A 25,146-nucleotide genomic window follows, 5' to 3' on the forward strand; every position below is an offset into this window, starting at 1 on the left:
TATTGAGCATATTTCAATTTGAAATATACTCACCAATCAGCAACTCTATTTCTTTTATGTTGATTTCGTTTAACCCCAATAATTGACGTTGAGCATATTGCACTTCCTGAGCGTGTGCATTTGGCCGGTCTTTGAGGCCGTACTGATGGACACGCGCAATGCGCTGAACTTTTCCGGTAAATTCCACCACAGCACCGTTTTCACGGCCACTGGCTTTCATGTACCGGTTAGTGCGCAGTTTTTGAAACATCGCCCGTTTAATTCGACCTTTTTTGGCTCTCAGCGGCTGGCGCTTTCGCGCCTGATACGGTGAGCCATCCGGGGCTTTTTGCTGTTTGATACGTTGCTGTTGCGCCGTTCTGAGTTGCTTCGCAATCTCACCGGCAAGCTTCCGACGCCCTGCGGGTGACAGGGCAGCAAGCAGCCCCGCGAGCTGGTTATCAAAGGGTTTAAAGTCACTCATCCCACTTGCTCACCAGTTCACCGTTGATATAGAGCTCTTTTGGACGCGTGACGGGTTCAGGCGGTGGCGGCTCCGGGGCATAGCTCACATGCAGCGCGCCGTTTTCCTCCCTGATGATGGTGCGCTCGGTGAGCTGGAGGCTAATGCTGATATCAACCGTATCACCGTCGTTTAAATCCATCTGGAAGCGGTAGCCCTTTTTATGCCCCTCATCGAGCGTGCAGATATCCGGCTGGTTTTCCCTGAGCCACGCGGCTACCGGCACGAAAATCAAATCAGGGTCACCTACGAAATCGCACACGATCACATTCAGGGTGTAAATTTTCTCGTGGGACAGGGAGGCCGCGAGCCGTGCATCGATATTCCCCTCGTCGGCAAAAATGCGCATCATCTCGGGGTTGGTTTTAAGCTGCGGGATGGCGTCAGTTAGCGCTTTTCGCAGGCTGATTGCTTTCTTCATCGAGTTTATCCTGACAGGCTTTGACGGTTTCAATCTGTAACGCGCAGGCGGCGAGCGCGTGCTCAAGCCTGCGGATATCTGCACTCAGGTCGCCATTAGTGGCCGGGTCGCTTCCCGGCATCGGGCAATAGCTCACTTTCGGGCAGGCGCTGTAAACAATGACCGGCGGAGGCGCAACCGGCGCGGGTGTGCATCCTGCGCACAACATCAGGCAGCTCAGCGCTGTACCAGCGGCGTAACGTTTCATTTTCATTCATCAGCCTCGTAATGGTTTCTTCCCGGCGCACGGCCATCGCACCGGCAGCAATCAGCTCACCACGTAAACTGACCTGTGCGGTTTCATTTCGCCTGGCGATTCCCTGCGAAACGGAAAGCTGATTTTTCAGCATCCCGATCACGTTTTTCTGTTCGGTCGCGACCTTATTTGCCCGGTCAAAAGAGCGCCGTAGATTACCATTCTCATGCCTTAACCAGAGCACAGCCGCCAGCGCCAGACCTGCGGCAATCAACATCACAATGAATCTGGACACAGCCCCGCCTCCTCAATGCGCTGACGGTATGAGGTGCGCACCCCCGTAAAGGTCAGGACGCAAATCAGGTAAAGCAGCGCGGTAAAGATCCAGCCAGCACCGAGCAGACACCCTGTGGTTACGACAAAAATAATAAGAGACCATGCGCGACGCGCCTTTGAGGGCTTGTTGCAGAAAACAGCGCGGAAGATTTTCATTATTCCGGGTTTTACCGGAATACCTTTCCCCGCATTTCGTAGCCAGTGGTCAAAAACAGCCACACCGGCAAGGCTCGCCGCAATACAGACAACACAGCCAAACAGCGCCCACGCTGCAACAAAATTAAGTGCTGCACTTTGCGGCGAAGCCAGCCCCCATAGCAGGAATACAGCCAGCAGGGCATCTAGAATCAGTGAACGTAAAAACTTTTTCATTGAGAAACTCCTTTCAGACAATAAGCACGCTCACGCGCGCGGCGATTTTCCAGCCCTTTATTGATTGAGCCATTCACATAAACCCAGCGGGTAAGCTGGTCGCACGCCTGCCACCATTGGTGGCGCTTGAGGTATGAGACCAGCGTCGACCGGCAGGCCGCGCCGGTTCCCACATTGAATGAGAAGCTCACCAGTGCGTCGTAAATGTGCTGCGGCATTTCTACCGGCACGCAGACTGCAAGACGCTTCTCGACGTTCATCACATCCGCGACGAGGTTCGCCGCCGCCTGACGTTCTGTGATTTCCCCTTTCGGGACGACCCCGGCAGTGTGGCCGATGCCTGACGTCCACACTCCCGCGCTGCACTGGTAAGGCGTCAGGCGACAACCTTCGAGGTCGGCAATCAGCGCCAGCCCCTCGGGCGAGGTGTTAAGCAGACGAAAGTCAGGCATCAGCGCCGCCAGCGCCAGCACTGCGGCCACACTGCAACGTTTAACGATTGATTTCACGAATAGCCCCCTTGTCGAGTCCGAGTGACGTCAGATAGAGGTACGTTTTGCGCTTAAACCAGTAATTCGTAAGCGCGGTAAAAATGGCGCATCCGCCGCCCACGTAAAGCGCCATCTTTTCGGGCGATATTGCGCCGAGGTACGCCAGCGCGACGGCCAGCCAGTAGGCGATAAACGTGGTGATTTTCTCCATACTCAGTCCCATAGATTCACCGTTTCGGTTCTGGCCGCGCTGTCGATCTCGGGCAGTTCAATTGCCGTGCCGTGCGGCAGGATGACGCCGAGCTCAGACAGGCCGGGATTCGCTTCTAAGACGGTTTCGACCACGCCCTCGGTGCGCCCGTAGTACCGCACACAAATCGCGTCGAGGGTGTCGCCCTGTAGCGCATACGCTTTCATCAGATTTGCCCCACAATGCAGCGCGCTTTGTCCTGGATGCGCGCCACAGACCAGCGCATATCCCGCCACATTTCATCGATAGTGCTGTCGATGCTGTCGGCCTTTTTGTCACCTTTGGCGGTCGCATCCACGCCGCGAAAACGCTCGTAAAGCGTGGCGGTCGTCATGGCACACACGGCGTTGAAGTAATGGAATACGCGCACACTTTCGCCATCGAGCCTGTCGGTCGGGACATCCGCCAGCGTGGCGTAACCGGCATCGAGCTGACGCTCGCGCCATTCGCCCAGCTCCGCGTTCGTCTCTGCGATGGCGGTCTTAATTGCCCGGCGCAGGCGCACAGGGGAAACGGTCTGCTCTAAACGCATATCCTCACGCACGCGCTTCGGGTCAACATCAGGAAAAAACGGGGTGTTTTTGATTACCGGCTCGCTCACGCCCGGCGGCGGTATCACCACGCCCGGCACATCCTGCGGCTCTTTGTTTTGCTCAATAATCAGCGTCGTCATGACAACCTCGGGTAATAGGTGGGCGGTGGACGCCGGTCGCAGTCAGGGCAATTGATACCCGCATTGACCGGCGTGCCGCCCGGCTCGGGGAGCGCTCGGTTAACCTGCGGCTTTTGCCGCCTTTGGTGGTCGCCCGCGCCGTGCCGCCGGTTTAGCGGCAGGTTTGCGCGTGCGCGGTTTAGTCGTTTTGGTTTTCGGTGCCGGTTCGGGTTTTGGCCTGAGCTGGCGCTCTAACTGCTCGATATCCTTTTTCACACCGATGGTGCGTTCTAACTGGATCGCACGTTGCAGGTGCGCCAGCGCCTCGGGCAGTTGATTCGCATCACGCAGGACATAGCCGGTGATTTTGTGCAGCTTCGCGCGCACGATATCGGGCATGTCAGCGCGTTCAGTCAGCGCAATGGTGTCGAGCAGGTTCGCCAGTTCGACCGGCTGTTTTGCAGCGAGCAGGCGCTGCGCGGCCAGTGCCACCTCTTCGGCCAGCAGGTAAGGCGTCGGACGTCGACCGGTCGGCATGGTCAGGCCATAGGTCATGGCGTAACGGGCAATTTCCAGCGCCCCGGCGATATCGTCAGCATCGAGACGCCACAGCATGACCGTCATGACGATGTCATCCTGCGCGCCCTTGCCGTTTGCGAGGACGCCAGCCACCCATGGCAGATAGAACGGCAGCAGCTCACGCTTTTTATCTGCCTTGCGCTCATTGGATCGGATTTGTTTTAGCGTGCGGTTGTCTGCGGCCAGCTTAACGAGCATCTGCTCATAGGCAGTTGCATTGCGCAGCGGGACAGCAGCCCGCCGCGCTGTTTCAGAGGCCGAGACCCGCATCATGTGACGCGCTGCGGGACTCGTCATGGCTTACTCTCCGCCTTCGTTATCTACTGGAGCGGAAGCGCTTTCCGGTGCAGCAGGCGCGGCAAACTCACCGAGCTTGATATTTTCAATCAGGCATCCGGCAGCGTATGCCTCGACCACGTAGTCGGTATTCATTGACTCGTAGTTTTCGATGCGGTCTTTTTTCGGGTTTTCGATGATGCTGCGGCGATGCGCGTCATCCATGAAGTAGATAGACAGGTTATCGAGACGCGTCACCATCAGGGCATTCGCCGGGAAGTAAGGCACGCGCACGGCTGGCAGGTTGCCGATTCGCTTCTGGCTGATGATGATGTCAGCGGCCAGCGACTCGCTGTTTTCCTGCTCTTTGTTGACGATAGGGAAGTATTTATCCGCCATCAGCTTGCGACCGGTGATGACAACCAGCTCCGGGTCATCCTGATAAATCTCATCAATCAGGTTGCCGGTGGCATCCATGACCAGCGCGTCGAGGTTCGCATAGTCGCCGTTTTTACCCACGCGGATCACATCGGAAATGACCGCGCCGTCCTCGTCGGTGATTTTTGACATCACGCGCGCTGGCGCTTCATTGCGGTACTTCTGCAACCAGCCCACCGCCACATCCTGAAGCATCGGATTTTTTTTGCGGTCAGATTTTGCGGCGCGCTCAATGCCGTTGAAACCGGCCATGATTAAATCGAGCGCCTGACGCTTGATAATGGCGTTACGGATACGGGTCTGGAAGTCCTGGAATCGCGCCCACAGGTCGAGCTGTTTGTAGCGGATATGGAAGTCAAAGTTAATCTGCGCGCACTCGTATTTATTGGACTCCAGCGCAGTAAAATCAGCGGTTTCACGCTCGCCATCGCCGTCAGTATCGGCGGTGCTCGCGATTGTGCCGTTAACGCCCACACCGACCTTTTCGCCTTTCAGCTCGTCGACCGGCACGATGTTGATTTTCGTCAGGAATGAGGACGATTCCTGCACGGTGTCCATCATGGTTTGCGTGACCGACGGCTCGACGGTGAATTTCTTCGCCACGTCATCGGTGGAAATGTCGTTCAGCTCCGCGACGCGGGTCAGGTAGGCATTGAATTTAAAGCGGGTTTGTTTACGCATGGTTTTTCCTGTTCGGGTAATAGGTATCAGGCCGGGCAGCGCGCCCGGCGGGTTTTCAGCAGTTGGTCAGCAGCTCGTCGCCCGTACCACCTTTTGAAAGCTCGCGGCGCGGCTGGCGCTGGCTTTCGGTGTTATCGAGGGAGTTTTTGAGGTCGTTAAACGCCTGCGCGCTTTCTTCGGCCTTGCTGGTCACGTCCTGCTTAAGCTGCGCCAGTTCGGTCTCAAGCTCGGTGACGCGCTGGTTGGTGGCGGTGAGGTTGGTTTGCACCAGCTCGGTAACGGTCGTCACAGCCTCATGCACATCTGCAAGACGGGCGTCATCGCTGGCCTGTTTGCGGCTGAAAATAGCCTTAACCTTGTCGGTCAGGCTGTTGAGCATGGTGTCGGGAACGTCCTCAAATTCCAGCTCAGCCAGTGAGGCCACAGAGAAGAGATCGCCCGGCTGGTCTTTTTTACCGGCGAGCGGGTTTTGTGTGGCGCGGCTACAGAATTCGAGGTATTCGGTGCCGAGGCTTGCCGGGTCATCGGTGACGGCGAGCCCGATGAGATAGCATTTGCCGCTGTTAGAGAAATTCGGGCGGATCTCCATTGAGGTGTAAACCTTCTGCCCGGCACGTACCATGCTGACCAGCTCATCGAGTGGGGCAATTTTGGCAAACAGCGCCTTTTTGCCATTGAGCGCAGAGTCATCGCTGATAATCTCCGCTTTAAGCGCGGTCACATCGCCATAGCGCTTAAAGGGGCTGTCAGGGATGAGGCTTTTGATATGTTCGAGGTTAATGCGGCAACCGTAGACGCGCGGGTCGAACGTGTCGGCCATTTCCTGAATGTCATCAGCGCTGATGACGCGGCCATCGCAGGTGTCACCCTCGACGCCGATGCGAAACCATTTAGAAACTTTCTTTGCCATTGTTCAGGTGTCCTGATGTTGGGTTTTCGGGTCGGGGTTAGTTTCCCGACTCAGCCCCTCATCAGCCACCTGTTGCGGAAGTGCAATCCCTGACACAACAGGGGTTTAGCGATTAAGCACGGTCATTTCTTTAGCCTTGCCTCGTAACATCAAAACGAGGTAAGCATGACCATTTCAACTGACCTTTCACTACTCAATGACCCGCGACGACAGGCGCGGCTGTTGTACTGGCAGGGGTTCGCCGTGCCGCAAATCTGCGACATGCTGCAACTCAAGCGCCCCACGGTGCAGAGCTGGAAACAGCGTGATGGATGGGAGGAAACCGCGCCGATTAACCGCGTTGAGTCGACGTTAGAGGCGCGCCTCATCCAGCTTTACGCCAAGCCCGACCTGACGCCGCACGACTTTAAGGTCGCCGATTTTCTGTCGCGCCAGATGGAGCGCCTCGCGCGCGTGAACCGCTACGGCCAGACCGGAAACGAGGTGGATTTAAACCCCAACATTGCCAGCCGCAACAAAGGGGATCGCAAAAAGCCGAAACGCAATTTCTTCAGTGAAGAAGCGATTGAAAAGCTGGAAGAGATTTTCTTTGACCAGTCGTTTGAGTATCAGCTCAGGTGGCATAAAGCCGGGTTAGAGCACCGCATCCGCCACATCCTCAAATCGCGCCAGATTGGCGCAACGTTCTACTTCGCGCGTGAGGCGCTCCTGCGCGCCCTTAAGACCGGGCAAAACCAGATTTTTTTATCCGCCAGTAAAACGCAGGCTTACGTTTTCCGTAAGTACATCATCGCCTTTGCGCGTCTGGTCGACGTCGACCTGTCAGGCGACCCGATTGTCATCGGCAACAACGGCGCAGAGCTGATTTTCCTCGGGACCAACTCCAATACCGCGCAGAGTCACAACGGCGACCTCTATGTCGATGAGATTTTCTGGATACCCAATTTCCAGAAGCTGCGAAAAGTCGCCTCCGGTATGGCCTCACAGTCGCACCTGCGCACCACCTATTTTTCGACGCCGTCGACGCTGGCGCACGGCGCGTACCCGTTCTGGTCAGGGGAGCTGTTTAACCGTGGCCGCAGTAACCGCGACGAACGTGTCGACATCGATATCAGTCATCAGGCGCTTGCCGGGGGCATGTTATGCGGGGACGGCCAGTGGCGGCAGATTGTCACCATTGAGGACGCGCTCGCCGGGGGCTGTACCCTGTTTAACCTCGACCAGCTCAGACAGGAAAACAGCGCGGATGACTTCCGTAACCTGTTTATGTGCGAGTTCGTTGACGATAAAGCGTCGGTATTCCCGTTCGAAGAGCTCCAGCGTTGCATGGTCGATGCGATGGAAGAATGGGAGGACTTCGAGCCATTCGCTGACCGTCCGTTTAACTGGCGTCCGGTCTGGATTGGCTACGACCCGTCACACACCGGCGACAGCGCAGGCTGTGCGGTGCTGGCTCCGCCACTGGTTGCCGGTGGCAAGTTCCGCATCCTTGAGCGTCACCAGTGGAAAGGCATGGATTTTGCCGCGCAGGCCGAGGCCATCCGTGCGCTGACCGAGAAATACACCGTCGACTATATCGGCATCGATGCGACCGGCATCGGCCAGGGTGTTTACCAGCTCGTGCGTTCATTCTTCCCGGCAGCGCGCGCTATCCGCTACACACCGGAAATGAAAACCGCAATGGTGCTGAAAGCGAAAGACACCATCCGACGCGGGTGTCTGGAGTATGACGCCGGTGCGACCGACATCACGCAGTCATTCATGGCTATCCGCAAAACCATGACCAGCAGTGGCCGCAGTGCCACCTATGAAGCCAGCCGCAGTGAGGAAGCCAGCCACGCGGATATCGCATGGGCGACCATGCACGCCCTGTTAAACGAGCCACTTTCCGCCGGTAGCGGTATGCATTCAACCTCGATTCTGGATATCAACTAAGATGAACAAACGCCAAAAGAAACAGCCAAAACAGACCAACATGACCCCCAGCGCACCGCAGAAAATGGAGGCGTTTACCTTTGGCGAGCCGTCACCCGTTCTGGATCGCCGCGATATCCTCGACTATGTCGAGTGCATCAATAACGGCAAATGGTACGAGCCGCCGGTCAACTTCTCCGGGCTGGCGAAAAGCCTGCGCGCCGCCGTGCATCACAGCTCCCCTATTTACGTGAAGCGTAACATCCTGACGAGCACCTACATCCCGCATCCGTTGCTTTCACGGCAGGATTTCAGCCGCCTTGTGCTCGATTATCTGGTTTTTGCTAACGGCTATCTTGAGAAGCGCATGAGCGTGACCGGCCAGCTCATGAAGCTTGAAACCTCTCCGGCCAAATACACCCGCCGGGGTGTCGAGGATGGGGTTTACTGGTACGTGTCGGACTTCACGCACCCGCACCAGTTCGCCCCCGGCTCAGTCTGTCATCTGCTTGAGCCCGACATCAATCAGGAGCTCTACGGGATGCCGGAATACCTTAGCGCGCTTAATTCAGCCTGGCTGAATGAATCCGCCACGCTGTTTCGTCGCAAGTATTACCAGAACGGCGCGCACGCGGGTTACATCATGTACGTCACCGACGCGGCGCAGAGCAGCACAGACGTCGAGGCGCTGCGCTCCGCGATGCGAGACTCGAAAGGGCTCGGGAATTTCAAAAACCTGTTTTTCTATGCCCCGAACGGGAAACCGGACGGCATCAAGATAGTGCCGCTGAGTGAAGTCGCCACAAAGGACGATTTTTTCAACATCAAAAAGGTGAGCGCCGCCGACCTGCTCGATGCGCACCGCGTACCGTTCCAGCTTATGGGCGGCAAGCCCGAGAATATCGGCTCAATGGGTGATATCGAGAAGGTGGCGCGGGTGTTTGTGCGTAACGAACTGACGCCGTTGCAGGAGCGTTTCAAGGAAATCAATGAATGGCTCGGTTTAGAGGTGATCCGCTTTAAGGATTACAACATCGAAACTGAGTAACCCCCGCCTAAATGCCGCCTCCGGGCGGCATCCTCTCAGAGCGAGCCAGACGCCGCACACGCGGCGCAACCACGCCAGCACCTCGTTAACAGACCGCACATAACAGCGCGCCACCACGACGCGCACAGACGCGTAAAATAAATCCTGTCACCACATCTGGCGCGCAGTGCTATCCCCGCCTCGCCTGCGCGCTTAACGGGGCGCTTTTAATGCAGATGCATCATCAGCCCCGAGCCGCGCCAGCGCTGGCGCTTGCTGGCAAAATCTCAATAAAAGAAGGAATGCAAATTCATGCACCCAATGCATGCCAAGCTATTAATCCGTAATTAACTTATTCTATCTATTTTTTCTTTGAGTTCTTTAATATCCGAAAGCATCTCTTTAGGGATTTTCAAGCGATGTTGTTTTAATGCAGTCTCAACTATGAAGTAGCCACTTTTGAACTTGATTTTTTTTTGCTCCGCCAGCGAGGAAAATACTGACAACCAACCTGCTGAGGGCACCAAATGAGTTTCGTACACCCAACTTTCTCCTTGCTGTTGAAGTGTGTAGGGTAACTGAAAAATCCCCATCTGAGTCGGGTACAAATCAGCATAAGCGCCATCTATTTGAATAAAAAACTTCATAATCGGAGTGTTTACCGCGCTTAAATTCTTTATTGTTAATGAATTTTTGAAAACATAATCTCCAAACTGATTATGTCCTTTAGGCGTGAAAATCATTTTTATCTTTTCAACATTGGCCTGCGATGCAAGATAAGCCATGAAAAGCGAAACTATGACAGCCGCTACAGTAGCTATACCTGAAACCCACCCACCCAACATAGACCAGAACGCAACCTCGGAGGAATGGCCGCTGTTCATCCAAGATGAATCAATTCCACCAACCATCAATCCCGCAATAAACGTCAATATGCATAACAAAATCACTCCAACCAGTCGCCATCCCATAGAGAATCCTTTGTGTATTTAGAACACCGAAATATTTAACATCCTATCAAAACAACGAAAAATTCTCGTCAAAATCGTTACTTATGGCCTCGACCTTAATCAGCGAGGTTAAGTAAATCATTCCCTCGCTCAGCGAAACCGGTCGTTCGTACTCAATCATAAAAACATCGTGGTATGTTCGTCCTAACCAGTACCCACCGCCGCACTCTTTTGGACGTTGAAAGAACACCCACCCGCCCGGTTTAAAGTGCTCTAAAACCTCACCACGATAGACAACCTGAAATTTCGAGTCACTGACACCCATATAACCCCCCCCGCAAAAGACTGTATGCACATACAGTCTTTTAGCAGATATCCGGGGTAAATGCTAACGCCTCGCCAGGCTCGTTGTTCAACACCACCGGCACTGAAAGCAAGTTTCAGCACCGGTGGCGTTTGCTTATCGTCGACGTGGCGGCGGAATTATGGGCCCCCTCGCCCGTATCACATTCGGCATGGAGCCGCGACAGCATCGCCTCAACATCAGACTTGCGTTTTTCAGCTTTGACCAGCTTATCTGCCAGCTCAGCAACCAAACCGATACCGTGCTCATCAATCGTTGCCAAAACCGCTGTTATCCCTGTTTCGTCATCAACGCGGGATATAATCCCGACAGATTTGTCCCCTTTCGGAAGACCTAAATCGAATGCACACCAATAATTATCTGTATGAATCAAATAAGTTTTCATAAAGTCCACTCCTGTTGAGTTAAATTTCCCGGCCACTCATCAGCCACCGGATATCTGAATTTTTTATCGCCATAAATTACCGTTGCCCCACGCGCCAGAGCGTCGAGCTCCCACCGTTCCGGGGTAATACCCTCCTGAGCTAAATCGAAACGAATTTTTGCGATGCGATCCCTTTCGGGTTTCGTCATCCTGGCTGATGGCGCAAGCTCGCTCGTTTTGAGCGGCGCATTGCTTCTTTGCTGTCGATTTTTGCGCGGTGCGCCAGCTTTTAATGCGCCGTTAAGCACCTTCACGACGTCCGGCTCATTCCAGCCGATTACCCCGCGCTCAATCAGATTTAACACCGCTGCGGCTTGCTCAGACGGTCTGGGAGTCATAACTGGATCCTCACCGCCGGTGAGCTTTCCACAGTTATTGACAGGACTCCGAGGCGCGGCGAAGCCGCTTTTTAAGGTCAAAGGCTCAACGGCCAAAACCTTTGGAACGATGCGCCATTCGGCTGTACGGGTTACACGCACACGGTCAGCCCCAAGGTGAGGAGCGTAAATACCGACCACCCTCTCGATATTTTCCTCGTATTCGTTGACCTCATCCGTCACCTTACGGGCGACCCTGACGGCCTGAGCATCACGCTTAATGTTTGCTCCTCCCTGCGCGATGATATACAGGTCAAATTCACCTTCATCAGCAGCAGCCCGGACAGCCTCGACACGGTCGTCAAACTCACTGGCGATACTCACGCCTCGCGGCAGCTTGCGCAGTTCGCGGTAAGCGCCCATCGTAGGGAGACCAATCGGTTTAAACTGCGGGATGCGCCATGTAGACGCCCATGCGGTGACGGCGGCGGCCGTATCTTTCAGAGGCTTGCCGGTGTCGTGGTCGAGCTGGCCGTCGAGCGCGTAACCGTCGATATTTTTGGCAATGTATTTAGCGATATAACCCGCCGCGCCGCCCTGATTAAGATGACGTGACTCAAAGCGCTGTTTTGCCGCACCCTTTTCATGACCGTCCTCTTTGAGGGCATAACGACGCATAATTTCGTTAATGGCTTTACGCTGACCGGGTTTGCAAAACAGCATCATGTGCCAGTGCGGCGTGCCGTCGTGGTGCGGTTCGACAACTCGCATCCCGTAGACCTCTAAATCGTTATCTTTGAACGCGGTGCGCATCAGGCTCCAGATTCGACACAGATAGCGCTGCCCGTCTTTCGGGGTGAATGCGGTTTCGTTCCAGCCATGATTAAGCTGTACCGTTTTGCTTTCACCTTTGCCGACCTGACGCGTCGGGTGATACTTCGATGGCGTGGTCAGCGTGATAAACATCCCAACATCACCAACGCTGGCCGCATAGCGCTCAATGCCGGCGATAGTGTTCATCAGCTCCATGCGGCGGATTTCAGGGTTAGAAATACTCCCCATGACCTTACTGATGAGGTCGACACGCTCGCCAGTGACTTTGTTTTCGAGCTCGCAGGATTTCAGATATTCGAGATTAGCCAGGCGGCGCGCATGAACATCGCGGATCGCCATTTTGCTGGCGTAGGGGGAGCGGTCTTTGTTGACCTCACCGGCAGCGATGAGCAGCGCCTCGCGCCAGCGCATACGCTGCGCCTTGAGCTGGTTAACCCACCACTCATCCTTAATCAGACGTGAAATAGCGGAAAATGCCATGCGGATCGTCATCTGACCCTTACGGTATTTTTTCCAGTACATCGGGGTAAAGTTAAAAGCGCGCGCAACTCCGGCAACCTTCCCATATAAATGCGCCTGCGCCTCATCAGTGAAGAGGGTCTCTCTGCCGCCGTGAGCGTGCGCCCATGCATCGCTTAATTCTTCGTATCTGCTCCAGAGCTGCGAGGCTATTCTGGCCGCAAATTTCCTGAGCTCTTTGTCGTTCATATCCGGCAGGCGTGCATATTCATCACGCGCAGATAAAAAACCTATCGAGGCGGATTCATTCATCCCGCACAGCTCATTAACACGCTCAAGACGCGGTAACAGCTTGCGCTCAAACGTGTTTTTGAGGAAATACAACCCACCCAAAGGGCTCTTTGTGCGGCGGATGAAGTTATAACGCGAGGTAAACAGCGTTTGCAGAAAAAACGGCAGGCGGTCAATCCGGTTTAAAACACCTTGCACCTGACGGAGTTCGGCACGTGTAAGGGGTCTGTCGCGGCCAATGGCCTCGCGAGATTTGTTCCACGGATAAGCACCGACGAAAGTCTCACCGGTGCTTTTTGGTAGTGGCGGGGGTGGCGAGGGGGCAACGCGCCCCCGGGTCTCAACGGCCATTAGCAGTGAATGCTTCGAGACATTTTAGACCTAACTGCTCGACTTGCTTCTCTAATTCAGAAAACTGACGAGCTTCGCCGGTTAAAATGTTGTGCAGCACTAAAGCGGAAACCAGCTTGCTGATAGTTGGATAAAAGCCAATGGTATCGAGCCACTCTTTACCGGCATTTTTGCCAGACTTAGCGACTTTCTTTTCCTGCAAAATAAACTGGAATGGGTCGCTGGTAATTACAAATTTATTATCAATGACGATATTAATGCTCATACAGCCCCTTACTAATTTAACGTTGATTTAAAATAGAGTTATGAATCTTTTCGGATTCCTTCCCCAACAGCTCAATGATTTCCGTGCGGTTCATTTCAGACTTACAAATGTGCGCTATCAGAGAATCGAGCGCAGACGCAAAACGTGTCGCGGTGACTACCTGAGCCTCAAAGGTGGCCTGCGCTAACAGCTCTTTCATATGGCTGCGAGGAACTGATATTTCTTTTTCCATTTACCCGGCTCCAGACAAAAAGATGTCCCACGCATTCAAGCGCGTAAAAATTTCTTTTATTAAGTTAATGCAAATATTGCTCGGGCTTAACCGAGGTCAAAATAGTTGGGGCATATTCAAAGAGGCTGAATAACTCACGTAGAGCACGAAATAATTTCTCACGCCAATAACATGACTCTTCATTAACTCGCCAGTAAGGCTGATTAAATTCCTTTTCAGTTAAACCTGCGTGAAGGAATAAAGTGCGGCGCTGGCTTACTGTCAGAAAACTTATATACGCCGACTCACTGGCTCCGACCTGACGCCGTTTAGAAAACGCACCGCGCAGCTCGTCAATCGCGCAGGCCAGACGCTCACGGTCTACATCGTTCATTTCTTCAAAACGCATGGTCGCGTGACGCTGTTTAAGCTGAGCATGAAAACAGACCGTCAGGCGGTCGCGTTCCATCATCTGATTGTAAAAATCGCAAGAGTCCTGCCAGCGAGCTTCTGCAAGATGTTTGCCGATGACAACGCGCAGTGCGGCAGGTTGTTTTTGTACCAAATCAAGAGTCATCACAGCCATTTTGACACCTCTCTGATTTTCATAATGCGCTTAACAACAGCGGTCAAAATACCAGGCTTACGGGTACGGATAATGATGCCTTTACGTCCCCGGCCGTGGGTGATGGTGAAGTTAATCGGGGTCGGGCTCTCGTTACGGAGTAACTGAGCTATGCAACGTGGTTCATTCATAGTCATAACCCCATCCACAACAACCATGCATCACGTTGTTCAGCCGGGCGGTTATAAAACGCCTCACGCACGCCGCGATTGAACTCAGGAATGAAAACAAGCTTGTCACCGGCACGCGCTTTTGGTTTTGCCGGGTCGCGAAACTCAATGACCGGCAGTTTGTTTTTTTCAATCATTGCTACTACTGCGGTGCGAGGTTTTCCCAGCAATTCCGCGAATTTATCAGGGTGTACCGCGTCAAGCGGATACTGGATAACGTAGTCGTTTGCTTCCATAACACACTCCATTCTCATGTGGTTACATGCTAACCTTGTCAGATCCAGCGGGTTTAGAACGGTTCAGGATGCTTCCTGAGGCGCTGGACTCACGCCCAAAAAGGTAATCCATTTATTACCTCGATGGGGAATATAAGTCACCAATAGGTTACTGTCAAATGCAGACATTTGAAAAATTAAAAGCCATCAGGAAAGCCGAAGGGTTAACTCAGACAAAATTCAGTGAAATGAGCGGAATAGCTTTAGGTACGATCAAGAATTACGAAAGTGGACAAAAGGAGCCAGGGTTAAGTGTTGTGCTTCGAGTGACCAACGCTCCTCTTTTTCAGAAATACACCCTTTGGTTAATGACGGATAAAACCGCCCCGCAAGCTGGTCAGATCGCACCGGCTTTCGCGCACAATGGGCAAGAGCCAACAAAATCAGACCACTCCGAGAAAAAGATTGGTTAACTCTTTATAAGCATTACATTTTCACTATTTGTTACCAAGATAGTCTTAACCCCACCGGAGGGCTTTCTTATGTCAATTAAGAAGCTCGATGATGGACGTTACGAAGTGGACATTAGACCGCGCGGACGCGAAGGACGTCGCATTCGCCGGAAGTTTGACAGGAAAGCCGAAGCACTGGCTTTTGAGCGCTACACGCTGGCGAACGCACAGACCAAAGAATGGGCTGGGAAGCGAGCGGATCGTAGAACGCTTTCAGAATTGCTGGACGTATGGTGGAAGTATTACGGACAGAATCATGAGCGCGGAACGAAGGAGTTTAACCATTTGCTTAAAACCATTGGTGATATGGGAGACATGCCAGTTACAAGGTTAAGCAAAAGAACACTTATGGATTACCGTTCAAAGCGGCTTAGTGAGGGCGTCAGCGCATCGACGATAAACCGTGACATGTACCGCTTATCAGGCATGTTCACGAAGCTGATTCAGCTTGAAGAGTTTGCTGGGGTGCACCCCGTTCATGGTTTGCCACCATTGGCAGAGGCTAACCCTGAAATGGCTTTCCTTAACAAAGCAGAAATTGCGCTGCTGCTTAAGTCATTTACAGGTGATGATCTGCTGGTTGCCCTGCTGGGGATTAGTACCGGCGGGCGGTGGTCAGAGCTGGCAACACTCAAACCGGCACAGATAGTAAACGGACGTGTGACATTCCTGAAAACCAAAAACGGAAAAAAGCGCACTGTACCGATTTCTTCTGAGCTTGAATCGCTGATAAAGAAGAATGCCAGCGGGAATCTGTTCAACGTCGATTACGTGAGTTTTTGCAAGGTGCTGAAAATGGTTAAACCCGATATTCCTGCAAATCAGGCAACGCATATTTTGCGTCATACCTTCGCAAGTCATTTCATGATGAACGGGGGTAACATCATTGCATTACAGCAAATACTGGGTCATGCAAACATCCAGCAGACGATGACTTATGCGCATTTGTCACCGGAGTACCTGCAAAATGCCGTTGCATTGAATCCGCTTTCAGGAGGGATATCGCTGTAGATTCTGCTCCCCCCGGAGTGTCCACATTGCGTCCACACTTCGGGGTATTAGAAACGGTTCCAGATGGTTACAGCTTTTTTTAACTTATTGTTTTTATTAACGTATTAATGTAAGTGGTTGATAAACCATATCCACCCAATATATGGTAAAAGCCAGCAATGCTGGCTTTCAGTATATACATCATTACATTACTGGCGACTGTCATTTGCCTGGCGCAACAGCGTGCGGCTTTCACTCTGGAATCGCGTGGCGTAATCACCGAACCAGTGCTCCACTTTACGGAAACTGTCGATAAACGCTTGTTTATCGCCGTGTTCCAGCAAGGTGATCGCTTCGCCAAAACGCTGATAGTAGCGCTTGATCAGCGCCAGGTTATTTTCAGACGACATGATGATGTCGGCGTAAAGCTGTGGATCCTGGGCAAACAGTCGCCCCACCATCGCCAGCTCCAGACGATAGATTGGCGAGGAAAGCGCCAGCAATTGTTCAAGCTGAACGTTCTCTTCCGCCAGGTGCAGACCATAGGCGAAGGTTGCAAAGTGGCGCAGCGCCTGAATAAACGCCATGTTCTGATCGTGCTCAACCGCACTGATACGGTGCAAACGTGCCCCCCAGACCTGAATCTGTTCCAGGAACCACTGATACGCTTCCGGCTGACGACCGTCGCAGTAAACCACTACCTGCTTCGCCAGGCTGCCGCTGTCCGGGCCAAACATCGGGTGTAACCCAAGCACGGGCCCGGTGTGCGCCGCCAGCATTGCCTGTAGAGGACCATTTTTAACGGACGCCAGATCCACCAGAATGCAATCTTCCGGCAGCGGAGGAAGTTTCGCGATAATCTGCTCCGTCACATGAATCGGTACGCTGACGATAACCATTCCGGCATCCTTCATGAGTTCCGGTGCATGCGGCCAGTCCTCTTTTTCCAGGATGCGCACCTGATAGCCAGAAAGCGTCAGCATTTTTTCAAACAGACGCCCCATCTGGCCGCCGCCACCGACAATCACCACCGGACGCAGCGACGGACAGAGGGTTTTGAAGCCCTTGTCGTTTTCGCTGGAATAGGATTCCCGCATCACACGACGCAGGACATCTTCAATTAAGTCCGGTGAAACGCCCAGCGCCTGTGCCTCTTTACGGCGGGAGGCGAGCATAGAGGCCTCACGCTCCGGAACGTAAATTGGCAGGCCGTATTTGCTTTTAACTTCGCCGACCTCAGCAACCAGTGCCATGCGGCGCGCCAGCAGATCCAGCAACGCCTTATCCACTTCATCAATTTGATCGCGTAATGCGGTCAATTCAGCAACCATAACTATCCTCTTATGCCAGACGCGTCGCCAGCTGGCCGTTCAAATCTTTGTGGATCTCACGCAGTAGCGCATCAGTGGTTTCCCAGCTGATGCAAGCATCCGTGACGGAGACGCCGGGCTTCATCGCGCTACGCGGCTGTTCCGATGACTGATTGCCTTCATGAATATTACTTTCAATCATCAGGCCGATAATTGAACGGTTACCATCTTTAATCTGTGCAATCACAGATTCTGCAACCGCAGGCTGGCGACGGTAATCTTTATTCGAATTACCATGACTGCAATCTACCATCAGCGCCGGACGCAGTCCCGCCTGTTCCATCTCTTTTTCACACTGCGCGACATCCGCCGGGCTGTAGTTTGGCGCTTTACCGCCGCGCAGGATCACATGCCCGTCCGGGTTGCCCTGAGTTTGCAGCAGGCATACCTGGCCCGCCTGGTTGATCCCGACAAAACGATGGGGCATAGCGGCGGCGCGCATGGCGTTAATCGCCGTAGCCAGGCTGCCGTCGGTACCGTTTTTAAAACCAACCGGCATAGACAGGCCAGACGCCATCTCGCGGTGGGTTTGCGACTCGGTGGTGCGCGCCCCAATCGCAGACCAGCTAAACAGATCGCCGAGGTACTGCGGGCTGTTCGGATCCAGCGCTTCGGTTGCCAGCGGCAGCCCCATGCTGACCAGCTCCACCAGCAGGCGACGCGCAATCTTCAGGCCCGCTTCCACATCAAACGAGCCATCCATGTGCGGATCGTTAATCAACCCTTTCCAGCCAACCGTAGTACGTGGCTTTTCAAAATAGACGCGCATCACCAGATAGAGGCTATCGCTGACCTCCTCCGCTAATGCTTTAAATCGACGAGCGTACTCAATGGCGGTTTCAGGATCGTGAATGGAGCAAGGACCACATACCACCAGCAGGCGCGGATCGCGGCCTGCGATAATGTCAGAAATGGTCTGGCGCGAGTGCTCAATCTGAGCTTCCTGCGCGACGCTCAGCGGGAATTCCGCCTTCAGTTGATCCGGGGTGATTAACACCTGTTCGTCAGTGATATGTACGTTGTTCAGCGCGTCTTTTTGCATGATTGCGATCCTGTCAAACTCGTTTGCGATAGTGGTTTTCCTCGAAGAGGTGACACAACGATATCACATCAAGTAAAGATTTCAATCCAAAATACGTACACATTACTTTACAGAAGCCCTTTAATTGCAAAATTAATGGCCTAAAACCGTAAATTTAAAATTACACACGCACACTTGTAAGCCAGGCTATGCTCACAAAAAGGAGAATAGCCATGCGTTCAATTACTCTCATGTTATTGTCGCTGATTTTGTCGGGTTGCCAGATCAATCCTTATGCTTTTCAGCCTGGCTGGACCAGCCCGGACTGGTTCACTGCCGGTAAAGAAGACGCTATGAATGGTGTTCCGGTTAAAGATAACCAGGCGCTGGCCGATAGTTTTAATGACCCCCAGGTTGATCGAGGGGAATATCTTCGTGGCTACGCTGACGGACAGAAAAAAATATGCGAAGAGGGCTTTATTCACGCCTGGGGATTAGCGGGAAAATCATTTCCTGCCAGCTGCGATACAACTGAAAATGCAGTAAAACTGTATGAATCCTGGCAACAAGGAATGGATGAAAGTATGCGTTCCAGCAGGCTGAATTGAGCCTGCCTGAATTCCATTGAATATAGCTCACTGTAAGATTTAGCTTAGGTCAAAACAGGGATATTTCTGACATAATGACGGCTTTGATAAACAATGGTATTCTGCCGACAATTCTTAAGGACATCTATTTCCGGGGCGGTTTGGCGGATTCTGATGAGAAATGCAATCTTGATCGCTTTGCTCCGACTCCCCCTGGCGCTAATGCTGTTCATTTTAGTGGCCCCTGCAAAGGCAGGCTCGTTCACTGAAACGGATAAATCAGTACGTTCGATTGTTTCTGGTATTGTGAGCTACACCCGATGGCCAGCACTGTCTGGCCAGCCTAAGCTCTGTATTTATGCCTCTTCCCATTACAGACAGGCGCTCAGCAGTGAAGATGAACACAACCCGTTGCCCTATAGTCCTGTCATTGTGCATAGCGATCGGGAAGCACTCACAGCAAGGTGCGATGCCCTCTATTTCGGGAGCGAGTCGCCAGCAAAACAACAGGAAATAATAAATCAATATCAGGACCAGGCGTTGCTATTAATGTCAGAACAAAATCCTGAATGCGTTATTGGCAGCGCATTTTGTCTGATAATAGAGCACAACCAGGTCAGGTTTTCCGTAAATCTGGATGCGCTGGCGCGCAGTGGCGTAAGAGTCAATCCGGATGTATTAATGCTCGCACGGAATAAGAAGCATGAATAAGGAAGTCGTACCAACACCGCGTCCGACGTTTAAAAGAACGTTGCGGCGAATCAGCATGATAAGCGTCATTATAACGATGACGTTTATATGGTTGCTGCTGTGTTTCGCTTCCGTGGTGACATTAAAGCAATACGCGCAAAAAAACCTCGAACTTACCGGCGCCACCATGAGCCACAGCCTTGAAGCCTCTCTGGTGTTCAACGATGCCATGGCAGCAAATGAAACGCTGGCGACCCTCGGCAAGCAGGGGCAGTTTGCCGTGGCGGAAGTGCTTAATGCACATCATAAACGGTTTGCCTGGTGGTCGTGGAACCCGGCGGATAATACCGACACGCTGGGCGCGCTGGTCAACCGGTGGCTGTTCCCTGTTCCTGTCGCACAGCCCATCATACATAACGGCAATGTGATTGGCGAAATTCGTCTGACCGCACGCGACAGCCTGATTAGCCACTTTATCTGGCTCTCGTTTGCAGTCCTCACCGGGTGCATTCTTTTTGCTTCTGCCGTCGCATTGACCATCACCCGCTCGCTACATCATGGCATGGTTGTTGAAATGCAAAACATCACTGACGTTGTGCATGACGTTCGCACCAACCGCAACTTTTCTCGCCGGGTAACGGAAGGCCGCATTGAAGAGTTCCACCAGTTTGGAGAAGACTTCAACAGCCTGCTGGATGAAATGGAAGAGTGGCAGCTCAAACTACAGGCGAAAAACGCTCAACTGTTGCGTACCGCCATGCACGATCCGCTCACGGGGCTTGCAAACCGCGCCGCGTTTCGCAACAACATTGCAGCATTAATGAATGACGCTTCGGCAAAAACCAATTCCGCCCTGCTATTTCTGGACGGTGATAACTTCAAGTTTATCAATGACACCTGGGGTCATGCCGCGGGTGACTGCGTTCTGATCGAAGCCGCAAAAAGGATGGTCGAATTTGGCGAAAAACGTCATCAGTCTTACCGTCTTGGCGGCGACGAATTTGCCATGATCCTTTACGGCGTCCACACCGCGCGTGAGGTCGAATATATTTGCGCTGCGCTGTCGCAGCAATTTATCCGTCCGTTTGATCTGCATAACGGGCACACAGCATCAATGTCACTCAGCATTGGCTTTGCTCTGGCATGGGAAAATGCCTCCGTTGAGGCCTTACTGGAGCAAGCCGATCGCAATATGTATCTGGTCAAAAACCAGCGTTCGAAAACAATATCCTGAAAGGAAGACGATATGTTAAAGCGATATTTTGCGCCGTTGTTACTGGCATCACTGGCAATGTCCGGATGCCAGTCATCCCCTGAAGGGAAATTCACGCCAGAGCAAATCGCGGCCATGAAATCCTATGGCTTTAACGAACTGAATGGCGACTGGTCTCTGGGCCTGTCAGATAAGATCCTGTTTGATAAAAATGACGCCAGGCTGCGCCCGGAAAGTGAAACGCAGATCCAGACTATGGCCTCACGCCTGGCGGCAACCGGCCTGAACCACGCCCGGATGGATGGCCATACGGATAACTATGGCGAAGAGAGCTACAACGAAGCGCTTTCGTTAAAACGTGCCAATGTTGTGGCGGATGCCTGGGCGAAGGGCGCGAACATCCCGCGCAGCAACCTCACCACGCGGGGCTTAGGCAAAAAATACCCTGTCAGCAGCAACCGCACTGCACAGGGGCGCGCTGAAAACCGCCGGGTTGCGGTAGTCATCAGCACGCCTTAAGGCTATTTAACGGATGTTCCGGCGAGCGACACGCCTGAAACCGCTCGCCAGCGCAGCCAGTCAATCACAATAAAGACCACCAGACTGACGCCCATTACTGGCAACGCCAGCCCCAGCAGGAGGCTTATCAGGAACGTCACTCCCCTTCCCCACAGCGGCAATGCCAGCCAGCTTTGACAGAGCGTCTGTACCGGGTTCGCGGCTGACGTTGCAGGGCGACGCATCCACCACATCCGGTATCCCCAGATAATCAACACGCACAGCGCAACGCCAAACGCGATGAGCAGCAGCTGATTTGCCAGACCAAACAGGATCCCCATATGGAAATCCACGCCCCAGCGGGTGAGTTTAGCCATCAGCGGGAAATCCCCGAAGCGAGTGCTGTCCAGCACCTTCAGTGAGTGGGGATCCACGGCAACGGCATCAACCTGCGTCGGCCAGCGGCGATCGATTTCCGTCACCGTCCAGGCCTGGTCGTCCCTGCTTGCCGGGCGGATCTCAACCTTTTTCGCATCAATTCCTGACTGGCGGGCGGCCTGCAATACGCTGTCAAAAAGCGACAGTTCAACAGGCATTTCAGGCATCGTCATTCCCCCGTGATGACCACGATGTTCGGCGTGTTCATCCCTCATTTCCGGCGCACCGGAAAGGGTGGTATTTACCTGCGGCGTCAGCCAGTTCATCTCTGCACGCAGCTTATCGACGTTGCCACCGGCCCATTGTGACCAGGTTAACCCGGTGACTGAGAACAGCAGCATTCCCGTCAGTAACGTCCAGCCTAAGATCACATGCAGGCGACGACGATTCTGGAAACGATTGTTAATACGGCGCTTCGGTCGGGTGTAGAACCACAGCGCGATCCCGCCCAGGGCAGCAACCCACATCCACGAGGCGGCTAACTCGCTATAGAGGCGTCCGATGTTGCCCAGCATCAGCGAGGTATGCAGATAATCGATAGTCTGACGCAGCGGTAAAATCCCGCTGGTGCCGTACACAGTCATATCCCCTCGAACCTCAAGGCTGGCGGGATCAATAAAAATAGCCCGATGCTCGGAGGGACCCAGCGCCGGGTCGGCAAACATCACGCGGGTCGTTTCACCCTCTTCCAGCCCCGGACGAACAGCATGTAAACGCAGCGCTGAACCCACGGCCTTTTCTGCCACGGCAATTTGTTCAGCAAGAGGCTGCGCCTCACCAACGGCATCCGTGTGGAGTGCATAATGGTACAGCGCATTTTCAAGCTGCGGCGTGGCGACATACAGCGTACCGGTCAGCGCTGCGAAGAAGATAAACGGACCGACAAACAGCCCGATATAGAAATGGAGGCGACGCAGCAGGTTTCCCCATGCCGCGCGCGGAGTGCAGGTAGTCATACTTTTCCTTTTTAAGGCAAAAAGTGAGTGATTTTGTTTTAAAGGGAGAAAGCAGACCGACGCGGCGGCGCGCGGGTATCGGGGTAAAGCCAGGGGAAGAAGTGCCAGTGGCTGACCGCCTGACGAGGCGGCTTCACGCACAGCCGCTGCAACACCACGCTGAGCAGAACGATAAGCGCCAGCATCACGCCAGGCACATGCGCTAACAGCACGCAGTAGCCGCATGCTTCAGCATGGTCAACTGGCATAGAATGCGTCATATCACCATGATGCTCGTCCACCGACATCATGCTCATGTCGTGGTGCATGCCCGGCATGGTGCTCATGGGATCTTTTTGCAGCGAGACGGAGATCAGCGGCGCCACGACGATCAGCAGGATCGCAAACAGCGCGGTCAATGCCGCTGCGCGTTTCCAGCTATGCTGATGCAGTACGTTATCCACTTACCCTCCACCCAAGAGGCGAACATTGTAAATGATTTATGACGGAAGGGTTAACGCGAGAGGTGCGATGAGATAAAAAAAGGGCCAGCCTTTCGGCCAGCCCTTTCTAACAGGATGTCGCTTAAGCGAATCTTAGTTCAGACGCTCTTTAATACGAGCAGACTTACCAGTACGCTCACGCAGGTAGTACAGTTTAGCTTTACGTACAGCACCACGACGTTTAACAGCAATGCTGTCAACTACCGGAGAGTGAGTCTGGAAGACACGCTCAACGCCTTCGCCGTTGGAAATTTTACGAACAGTGAATGCAGAGTGCAGACCGCGGTTACGAATAGCGATAACCACGCCCTCGAATGCCTGCAGACGTTTTTTGGAACCTTCAACAACCCATACTTTCACTTCCACGGTGTCACCTGGACGGAAGGAAGGTACGTCCTGCTTCATCTGCTCTTGTTCAAGTTGCTTAATAATGTTGCTCATAATTTAATCTCTTATCCTGGGTAAACTGATATTCGGGAGCGTATTACGCTTTCCCATCATGTTCATGCTGCTGGTGCGCGTGTTCAGTTTTGAACTCGGCCAGCAACTTTGCTTGCTCTTCAGTCAGAGCCAGGTTTTCCAGAAGTTCAGGTCTTCTAAGCCAGGTTCGGCCCAGCGACTGCTTCAAACGCCAGCGACGTATCTCGGCATGGTTTCCAGACAGTAACACTGCCGGGACTTCCATCCCTTCTAACACTTCAGGACGAGTATAGTGTGGACAGTCCAGCAACCCATCGGCAAAGGAATCTTCCGTTGCCGAAGCTTCATGGCCCAGAACCCCCGGAATAAACCGGGCGACGGAGTCAATCAGCGTCATTGCCGGTAACTCACCACCGCTGAGAACGTAATCGCCGATAGACCATTCTTCGTCAATCTCGGTTTGAATTACGCGCTCATCTATTCCTTCGTAGCGACCACAGACCAGAATCAGTTTTTGATTCGTCGCCAGTTCGCTCACGCCCGCTTGATCAAGCTTGCGTCCCTGAGGTGACAGATAAATCACCTTCGCGCCTTCACCTGCCGCGGCTTTTGCTGTGTGAATGGCGTCCCGTAAGGGTTGCACCATCATCAACATCCCCGGTCCGCCGCCGTAAGGACGATCGTCCACGGTACGGTGCCGGTCGTGCGTGAAGTCACGAGGACTCCAGCTCTGGATGCTCAGCAGGCCATTCTTTACTGCCCGGCCAGTTACCCCGTAATCGGTAATCGCGCGGAACATTTCAGGAAACAGGCTAATTATGCCAATCCACATAGCGCCGTCTTTTACCGTTTATCCGGAGAATTTAAAAACCAGGATCCCAATCTACTTCAATGGTTTGAGTAGTGAGATCGACTTTCTTGATAACCTGTCCATCGAGGAACGGAACCAACCGCTCCTTGATGCCAAATGCATCTTTCAGGTTTGCCTTAATGACGAGAACGTCATTTGACCCGGTTTCCATCATGTCGATGACTTTCCCCAGGCTGTAGCCTTCAGTGGTCACTACCTGGCAACCCATAAGGTCTTTCCAGTAGTAGTCACCCTCTTCCAGCTGCGGCAACTGCGACGAATCCACGACAATCTCACAATTAGTCAGCGCATTCGCGGCATCACGATCGTCAATGCCTTTCAGCTTGATGATGATGTCCTGATTGTGGTGACGCCAGCTTTCCAGCTCGACCTCTTCCCACTTACCGGCTTTCTGGATAAACCAGGGCTGGTAATCAAAAATGCTATCAGCGTCTTCAGTGGAGGAAAACACTCTGAGCCAACCACGGATACCGTAGCAAGAACCCATTTTTCCCAATACGATCGGTTCAACAGGTGCTTTATTGCTCATCATGACCAC

General features: G+C 53.2%; 35 protein-coding genes. 8 read left to right on the forward strand and 27 right to left on the reverse strand.

The window, feature by feature from the left end; genetic code table 11:
• Positions 1-13: 13 nt before the first annotated feature.
• The 12 genes from L384_RS20750 to L384_RS20700 all read right to left on the reverse strand — a co-directional run bounded on the left by L384_RS20750 (position 14) and on the right by L384_RS20700 (position 6,143).
• Positions 14-463 carry a phage virion morphogenesis protein gene (locus tag L384_RS20750; protein ID WP_023323590.1) on the reverse strand — a complete coding sequence of 150 codons (450 nt, stop codon included), beginning with the start codon at positions 461-463 and terminating at the stop codon, positions 14-16.
• Entirely contained in the window at positions 456-923 is a 468-nt protein-coding gene (locus tag L384_RS20745; RefSeq protein ID WP_023323591.1) for a phage tail protein, read from the reverse strand. The genes L384_RS20750 and L384_RS20745 overlap by 8 nt, the downstream gene beginning before the upstream one ends.
• Positions 886-1,131: an Rz1-like lysis system protein LysC gene (gene lysC / locus L384_RS22690; RefSeq protein ID WP_072163360.1), complete on the reverse strand. Its 246-nt coding sequence runs from the start codon at positions 1,129-1,131 to the stop codon at positions 886-888. The genes L384_RS20745 and lysC overlap by 38 nt, the downstream gene beginning before the upstream one ends.
• The gene (lysB, locus tag L384_RS22735) at positions 1,019-1,435 is read right to left on the reverse strand and encodes an Rz-like lysis system protein LysB (RefSeq protein ID WP_017382983.1); all 417 of its coding nucleotides are present in this window, start codon (positions 1,433-1,435) and stop codon (positions 1,019-1,021) included. Before lysB ends, lysC begins: the two co-directional genes overlap by 113 nt.
• Positions 1,435-1,866, reverse strand: a complete 432-nt coding sequence (locus L384_RS20735; RefSeq protein WP_023323593.1) for a DNZ54_00345 family protein — start codon at positions 1,864-1,866, stop codon at positions 1,435-1,437. Before L384_RS20735 ends, lysB begins: the two co-directional genes overlap by 1 nt.
• On the reverse strand, positions 1,863-2,375 hold the full coding sequence (locus L384_RS20730) for a lysozyme (protein ID WP_023323594.1): 513 nt from the start codon (positions 2,373-2,375) through the stop codon (positions 1,863-1,865). The genes L384_RS20735 and L384_RS20730 overlap by 4 nt, the downstream gene beginning before the upstream one ends.
• Positions 2,359-2,580, reverse strand: coding sequence for a phage holin family protein (locus L384_RS20725; RefSeq protein WP_014170137.1), 222 nt, complete (start codon positions 2,578-2,580; stop codon positions 2,359-2,361). The genes L384_RS20730 and L384_RS20725 overlap by 17 nt, the downstream gene beginning before the upstream one ends.
• Positions 2,571-2,774, reverse strand: coding sequence for a tail protein X (locus tag L384_RS20720; RefSeq protein ID WP_023323595.1), 204 nt, complete (start codon positions 2,772-2,774; stop codon positions 2,571-2,573). The genes L384_RS20725 and L384_RS20720 overlap by 10 nt, the downstream gene beginning before the upstream one ends.
• A complete protein-coding gene (locus L384_RS20715; protein ID WP_023323596.1) occupies positions 2,774-3,280 on the reverse strand; it encodes a head completion/stabilization protein in 507 nt (168 codons plus the stop codon). Before L384_RS20715 ends, L384_RS20720 begins: the two co-directional genes overlap by 1 nt.
• A gap of 99 nt (positions 3,281-3,379) precedes the next feature.
• Entirely contained in the window at positions 3,380-4,135 is a 756-nt protein-coding gene (locus tag L384_RS20710) for a phage terminase small subunit (protein WP_023323597.1), read from the reverse strand.
• A 3-nt stretch (positions 4,136-4,138) separates the two neighbouring features.
• Complete coding sequence (locus tag L384_RS20705) at positions 4,139-5,233, reverse strand: phage major capsid protein, P2 family (protein WP_023323598.1); 1,095 nt, start codon at positions 5,231-5,233, stop codon at positions 4,139-4,141.
• A 55-nt stretch (positions 5,234-5,288) separates the two neighbouring features.
• Entirely contained in the window at positions 5,289-6,143 is an 855-nt protein-coding gene (locus L384_RS20700; RefSeq protein WP_023323599.1) for a GPO family capsid scaffolding protein, read from the reverse strand.
• A gap of 165 nt (positions 6,144-6,308) precedes the next feature.
• Between L384_RS20700 and L384_RS20695 the strand changes: the two genes are divergently transcribed.
• Together L384_RS20695 and L384_RS20690 are read left to right on the forward strand one after the other, a co-directional pair.
• Positions 6,309-8,078 carry a terminase ATPase subunit family protein gene (locus L384_RS20695; RefSeq protein ID WP_023323600.1) on the forward strand — a complete coding sequence of 590 codons (1,770 nt, stop codon included), beginning with the start codon at positions 6,309-6,311 and terminating at the stop codon, positions 8,076-8,078.
• A gap of 1 nt (position 8,079) precedes the next feature.
• Entirely contained in the window at positions 8,080-9,105 is a 1,026-nt protein-coding gene (locus tag L384_RS20690) for a phage portal protein (protein ID WP_023323601.1), read from the forward strand.
• A gap of 326 nt (positions 9,106-9,431) precedes the next feature.
• Here L384_RS20690 and L384_RS21505 read toward each other — a convergent pair whose 3' ends face one another.
• The 8 genes from L384_RS21505 to L384_RS20650 form a co-directional block, all read right to left on the reverse strand.
• Positions 9,432-10,055, reverse strand: a complete 624-nt coding sequence (locus L384_RS21505; RefSeq protein WP_023323602.1) for a hypothetical protein — start codon at positions 10,053-10,055, stop codon at positions 9,432-9,434.
• Between the two features lie 419 nt (positions 10,056-10,474).
• Positions 10,475-10,783, reverse strand: coding sequence for a hypothetical protein (locus tag L384_RS20680; RefSeq protein WP_023323604.1), 309 nt, complete (start codon positions 10,781-10,783; stop codon positions 10,475-10,477).
• Positions 10,780-13,074, reverse strand: a complete 2,295-nt coding sequence (locus L384_RS20675; protein ID WP_023323605.1) for a replication endonuclease — start codon at positions 13,072-13,074, stop codon at positions 10,780-10,782. Before L384_RS20675 ends, L384_RS20680 begins: the two co-directional genes overlap by 4 nt.
• A complete protein-coding gene (locus L384_RS20670; RefSeq protein ID WP_023323606.1) occupies positions 13,064-13,339 on the reverse strand; it encodes a DUF5405 family protein in 276 nt (91 codons plus the stop codon). The genes L384_RS20675 and L384_RS20670 overlap by 11 nt, the downstream gene beginning before the upstream one ends.
• 16 nt (positions 13,340-13,355) lie before the next feature.
• Positions 13,356-13,571, reverse strand: a complete 216-nt coding sequence (locus L384_RS20665) for a DUF2732 family protein (RefSeq protein ID WP_023323607.1) — start codon at positions 13,569-13,571, stop codon at positions 13,356-13,358.
• A 64-nt stretch (positions 13,572-13,635) separates the two neighbouring features.
• Positions 13,636-14,136, reverse strand: coding sequence for a hypothetical protein (locus tag L384_RS20660; RefSeq protein WP_023323608.1), 501 nt, complete (start codon positions 14,134-14,136; stop codon positions 13,636-13,638).
• Complete coding sequence (locus tag L384_RS20655) at positions 14,127-14,306, reverse strand: hypothetical protein (protein WP_032627926.1); 180 nt, start codon at positions 14,304-14,306, stop codon at positions 14,127-14,129. The genes L384_RS20660 and L384_RS20655 overlap by 10 nt, the downstream gene beginning before the upstream one ends.
• A gap of 2 nt (positions 14,307-14,308) precedes the next feature.
• On the reverse strand, positions 14,309-14,581 hold the full coding sequence (locus L384_RS20650) for a Cox family DNA-binding protein (RefSeq protein ID WP_023295263.1): 273 nt from the start codon (positions 14,579-14,581) through the stop codon (positions 14,309-14,311).
• A gap of 158 nt (positions 14,582-14,739) precedes the next feature.
• Here L384_RS20650 and L384_RS20645 point away from each other — a divergent pair, with 158 nt between their 5' ends.
• Entirely contained in the window at positions 14,740-15,033 is a 294-nt protein-coding gene (locus L384_RS20645; RefSeq protein WP_023323610.1) for a helix-turn-helix domain-containing protein, read from the forward strand.
• Between the two features lie 69 nt (positions 15,034-15,102).
• A complete protein-coding gene (locus L384_RS20640; RefSeq protein ID WP_023323611.1) occupies positions 15,103-16,083 on the forward strand; it encodes a phage integrase in 981 nt (326 codons plus the stop codon).
• Positions 16,084-16,271: 188 nt separating this feature from the next.
• On the opposite strand, the gene tyrA is transcribed toward L384_RS20640, so the two are convergent.
• Together tyrA and aroF are read right to left on the reverse strand one after the other, a co-directional pair.
• Positions 16,272-17,393 carry a bifunctional chorismate mutase/prephenate dehydrogenase gene (gene tyrA / locus L384_RS20635; RefSeq protein WP_022649060.1) on the reverse strand — a complete coding sequence of 374 codons (1,122 nt, stop codon included), beginning with the start codon at positions 17,391-17,393 and terminating at the stop codon, positions 16,272-16,274.
• A 10-nt stretch (positions 17,394-17,403) separates the two neighbouring features.
• Positions 17,404-18,474 carry a 3-deoxy-7-phosphoheptulonate synthase AroF gene (gene aroF / locus L384_RS20630; protein WP_006811632.1) on the reverse strand — a complete coding sequence of 357 codons (1,071 nt, stop codon included), beginning with the start codon at positions 18,472-18,474 and terminating at the stop codon, positions 17,404-17,406.
• A gap of 212 nt (positions 18,475-18,686) precedes the next feature.
• Here aroF and L384_RS20625 point away from each other — a divergent pair, with 212 nt between their 5' ends.
• From L384_RS20625 to L384_RS20610, 4 genes are all read left to right on the forward strand, one after another.
• Positions 18,687-19,061, forward strand: coding sequence for a DUF2799 domain-containing protein (locus tag L384_RS20625; protein ID WP_023323612.1), 375 nt, complete (start codon positions 18,687-18,689; stop codon positions 19,059-19,061).
• A gap of 153 nt (positions 19,062-19,214) precedes the next feature.
• A complete protein-coding gene (locus tag L384_RS20620; protein ID WP_023323613.1) occupies positions 19,215-19,751 on the forward strand; it encodes a regulatory sequestration protein YfiR in 537 nt (178 codons plus the stop codon).
• Positions 19,744-20,964 (forward strand): diguanylate cyclase DgcN/YfiN, encoded by a 1,221-nt coding sequence (gene dgcN, locus L384_RS20615; RefSeq protein ID WP_023323614.1) that lies wholly within the window; start codon positions 19,744-19,746, stop codon positions 20,962-20,964. Before L384_RS20620 ends, dgcN begins: the two co-directional genes overlap by 8 nt.
• A gap of 12 nt (positions 20,965-20,976) precedes the next feature.
• Complete coding sequence (locus tag L384_RS20610; protein ID WP_003863144.1) at positions 20,977-21,462, forward strand: OmpA family protein; 486 nt, start codon at positions 20,977-20,979, stop codon at positions 21,460-21,462.
• A gap of 2 nt (positions 21,463-21,464) precedes the next feature.
• Here L384_RS20610 and L384_RS20605 read toward each other — a convergent pair whose 3' ends face one another.
• From L384_RS20605 to rimM, 5 genes are all read right to left on the reverse strand, one after another.
• Positions 21,465-22,835 (reverse strand): PepSY-associated TM helix domain-containing protein, encoded by a 1,371-nt coding sequence (locus tag L384_RS20605; protein ID WP_023314689.1) that lies wholly within the window; start codon positions 22,833-22,835, stop codon positions 21,465-21,467.
• Positions 22,836-22,873: 38 nt separating this feature from the next.
• Positions 22,874-23,278 (reverse strand): DUF2946 domain-containing protein, encoded by a 405-nt coding sequence (locus tag L384_RS20600; RefSeq protein ID WP_023323615.1) that lies wholly within the window; start codon positions 23,276-23,278, stop codon positions 22,874-22,876.
• Between the two features lie 132 nt (positions 23,279-23,410).
• Entirely contained in the window at positions 23,411-23,758 is a 348-nt protein-coding gene (rplS, locus tag L384_RS20595) for a 50S ribosomal protein L19 (protein ID WP_002914145.1), read from the reverse strand.
• A 43-nt stretch (positions 23,759-23,801) separates the two neighbouring features.
• Entirely contained in the window at positions 23,802-24,569 is a 768-nt protein-coding gene (gene trmD / locus L384_RS20590) for a tRNA (guanosine(37)-N1)-methyltransferase TrmD (protein ID WP_003863138.1), read from the reverse strand.
• 31 nt (positions 24,570-24,600) lie between these two features.
• Complete coding sequence (rimM, locus tag L384_RS20585) at positions 24,601-25,140, reverse strand: ribosome maturation factor RimM (protein WP_003863136.1); 540 nt, start codon at positions 25,138-25,140, stop codon at positions 24,601-24,603.
• Positions 25,141-25,146 lie beyond the last annotated feature (6 nt).

Source organism: Enterobacter sp. MGH 38 (assembly GCF_000492855.1).
Lineage (GTDB): Bacteria > Pseudomonadota > Gammaproteobacteria > Enterobacterales > Enterobacteriaceae > Enterobacter > Enterobacter hormaechei_C.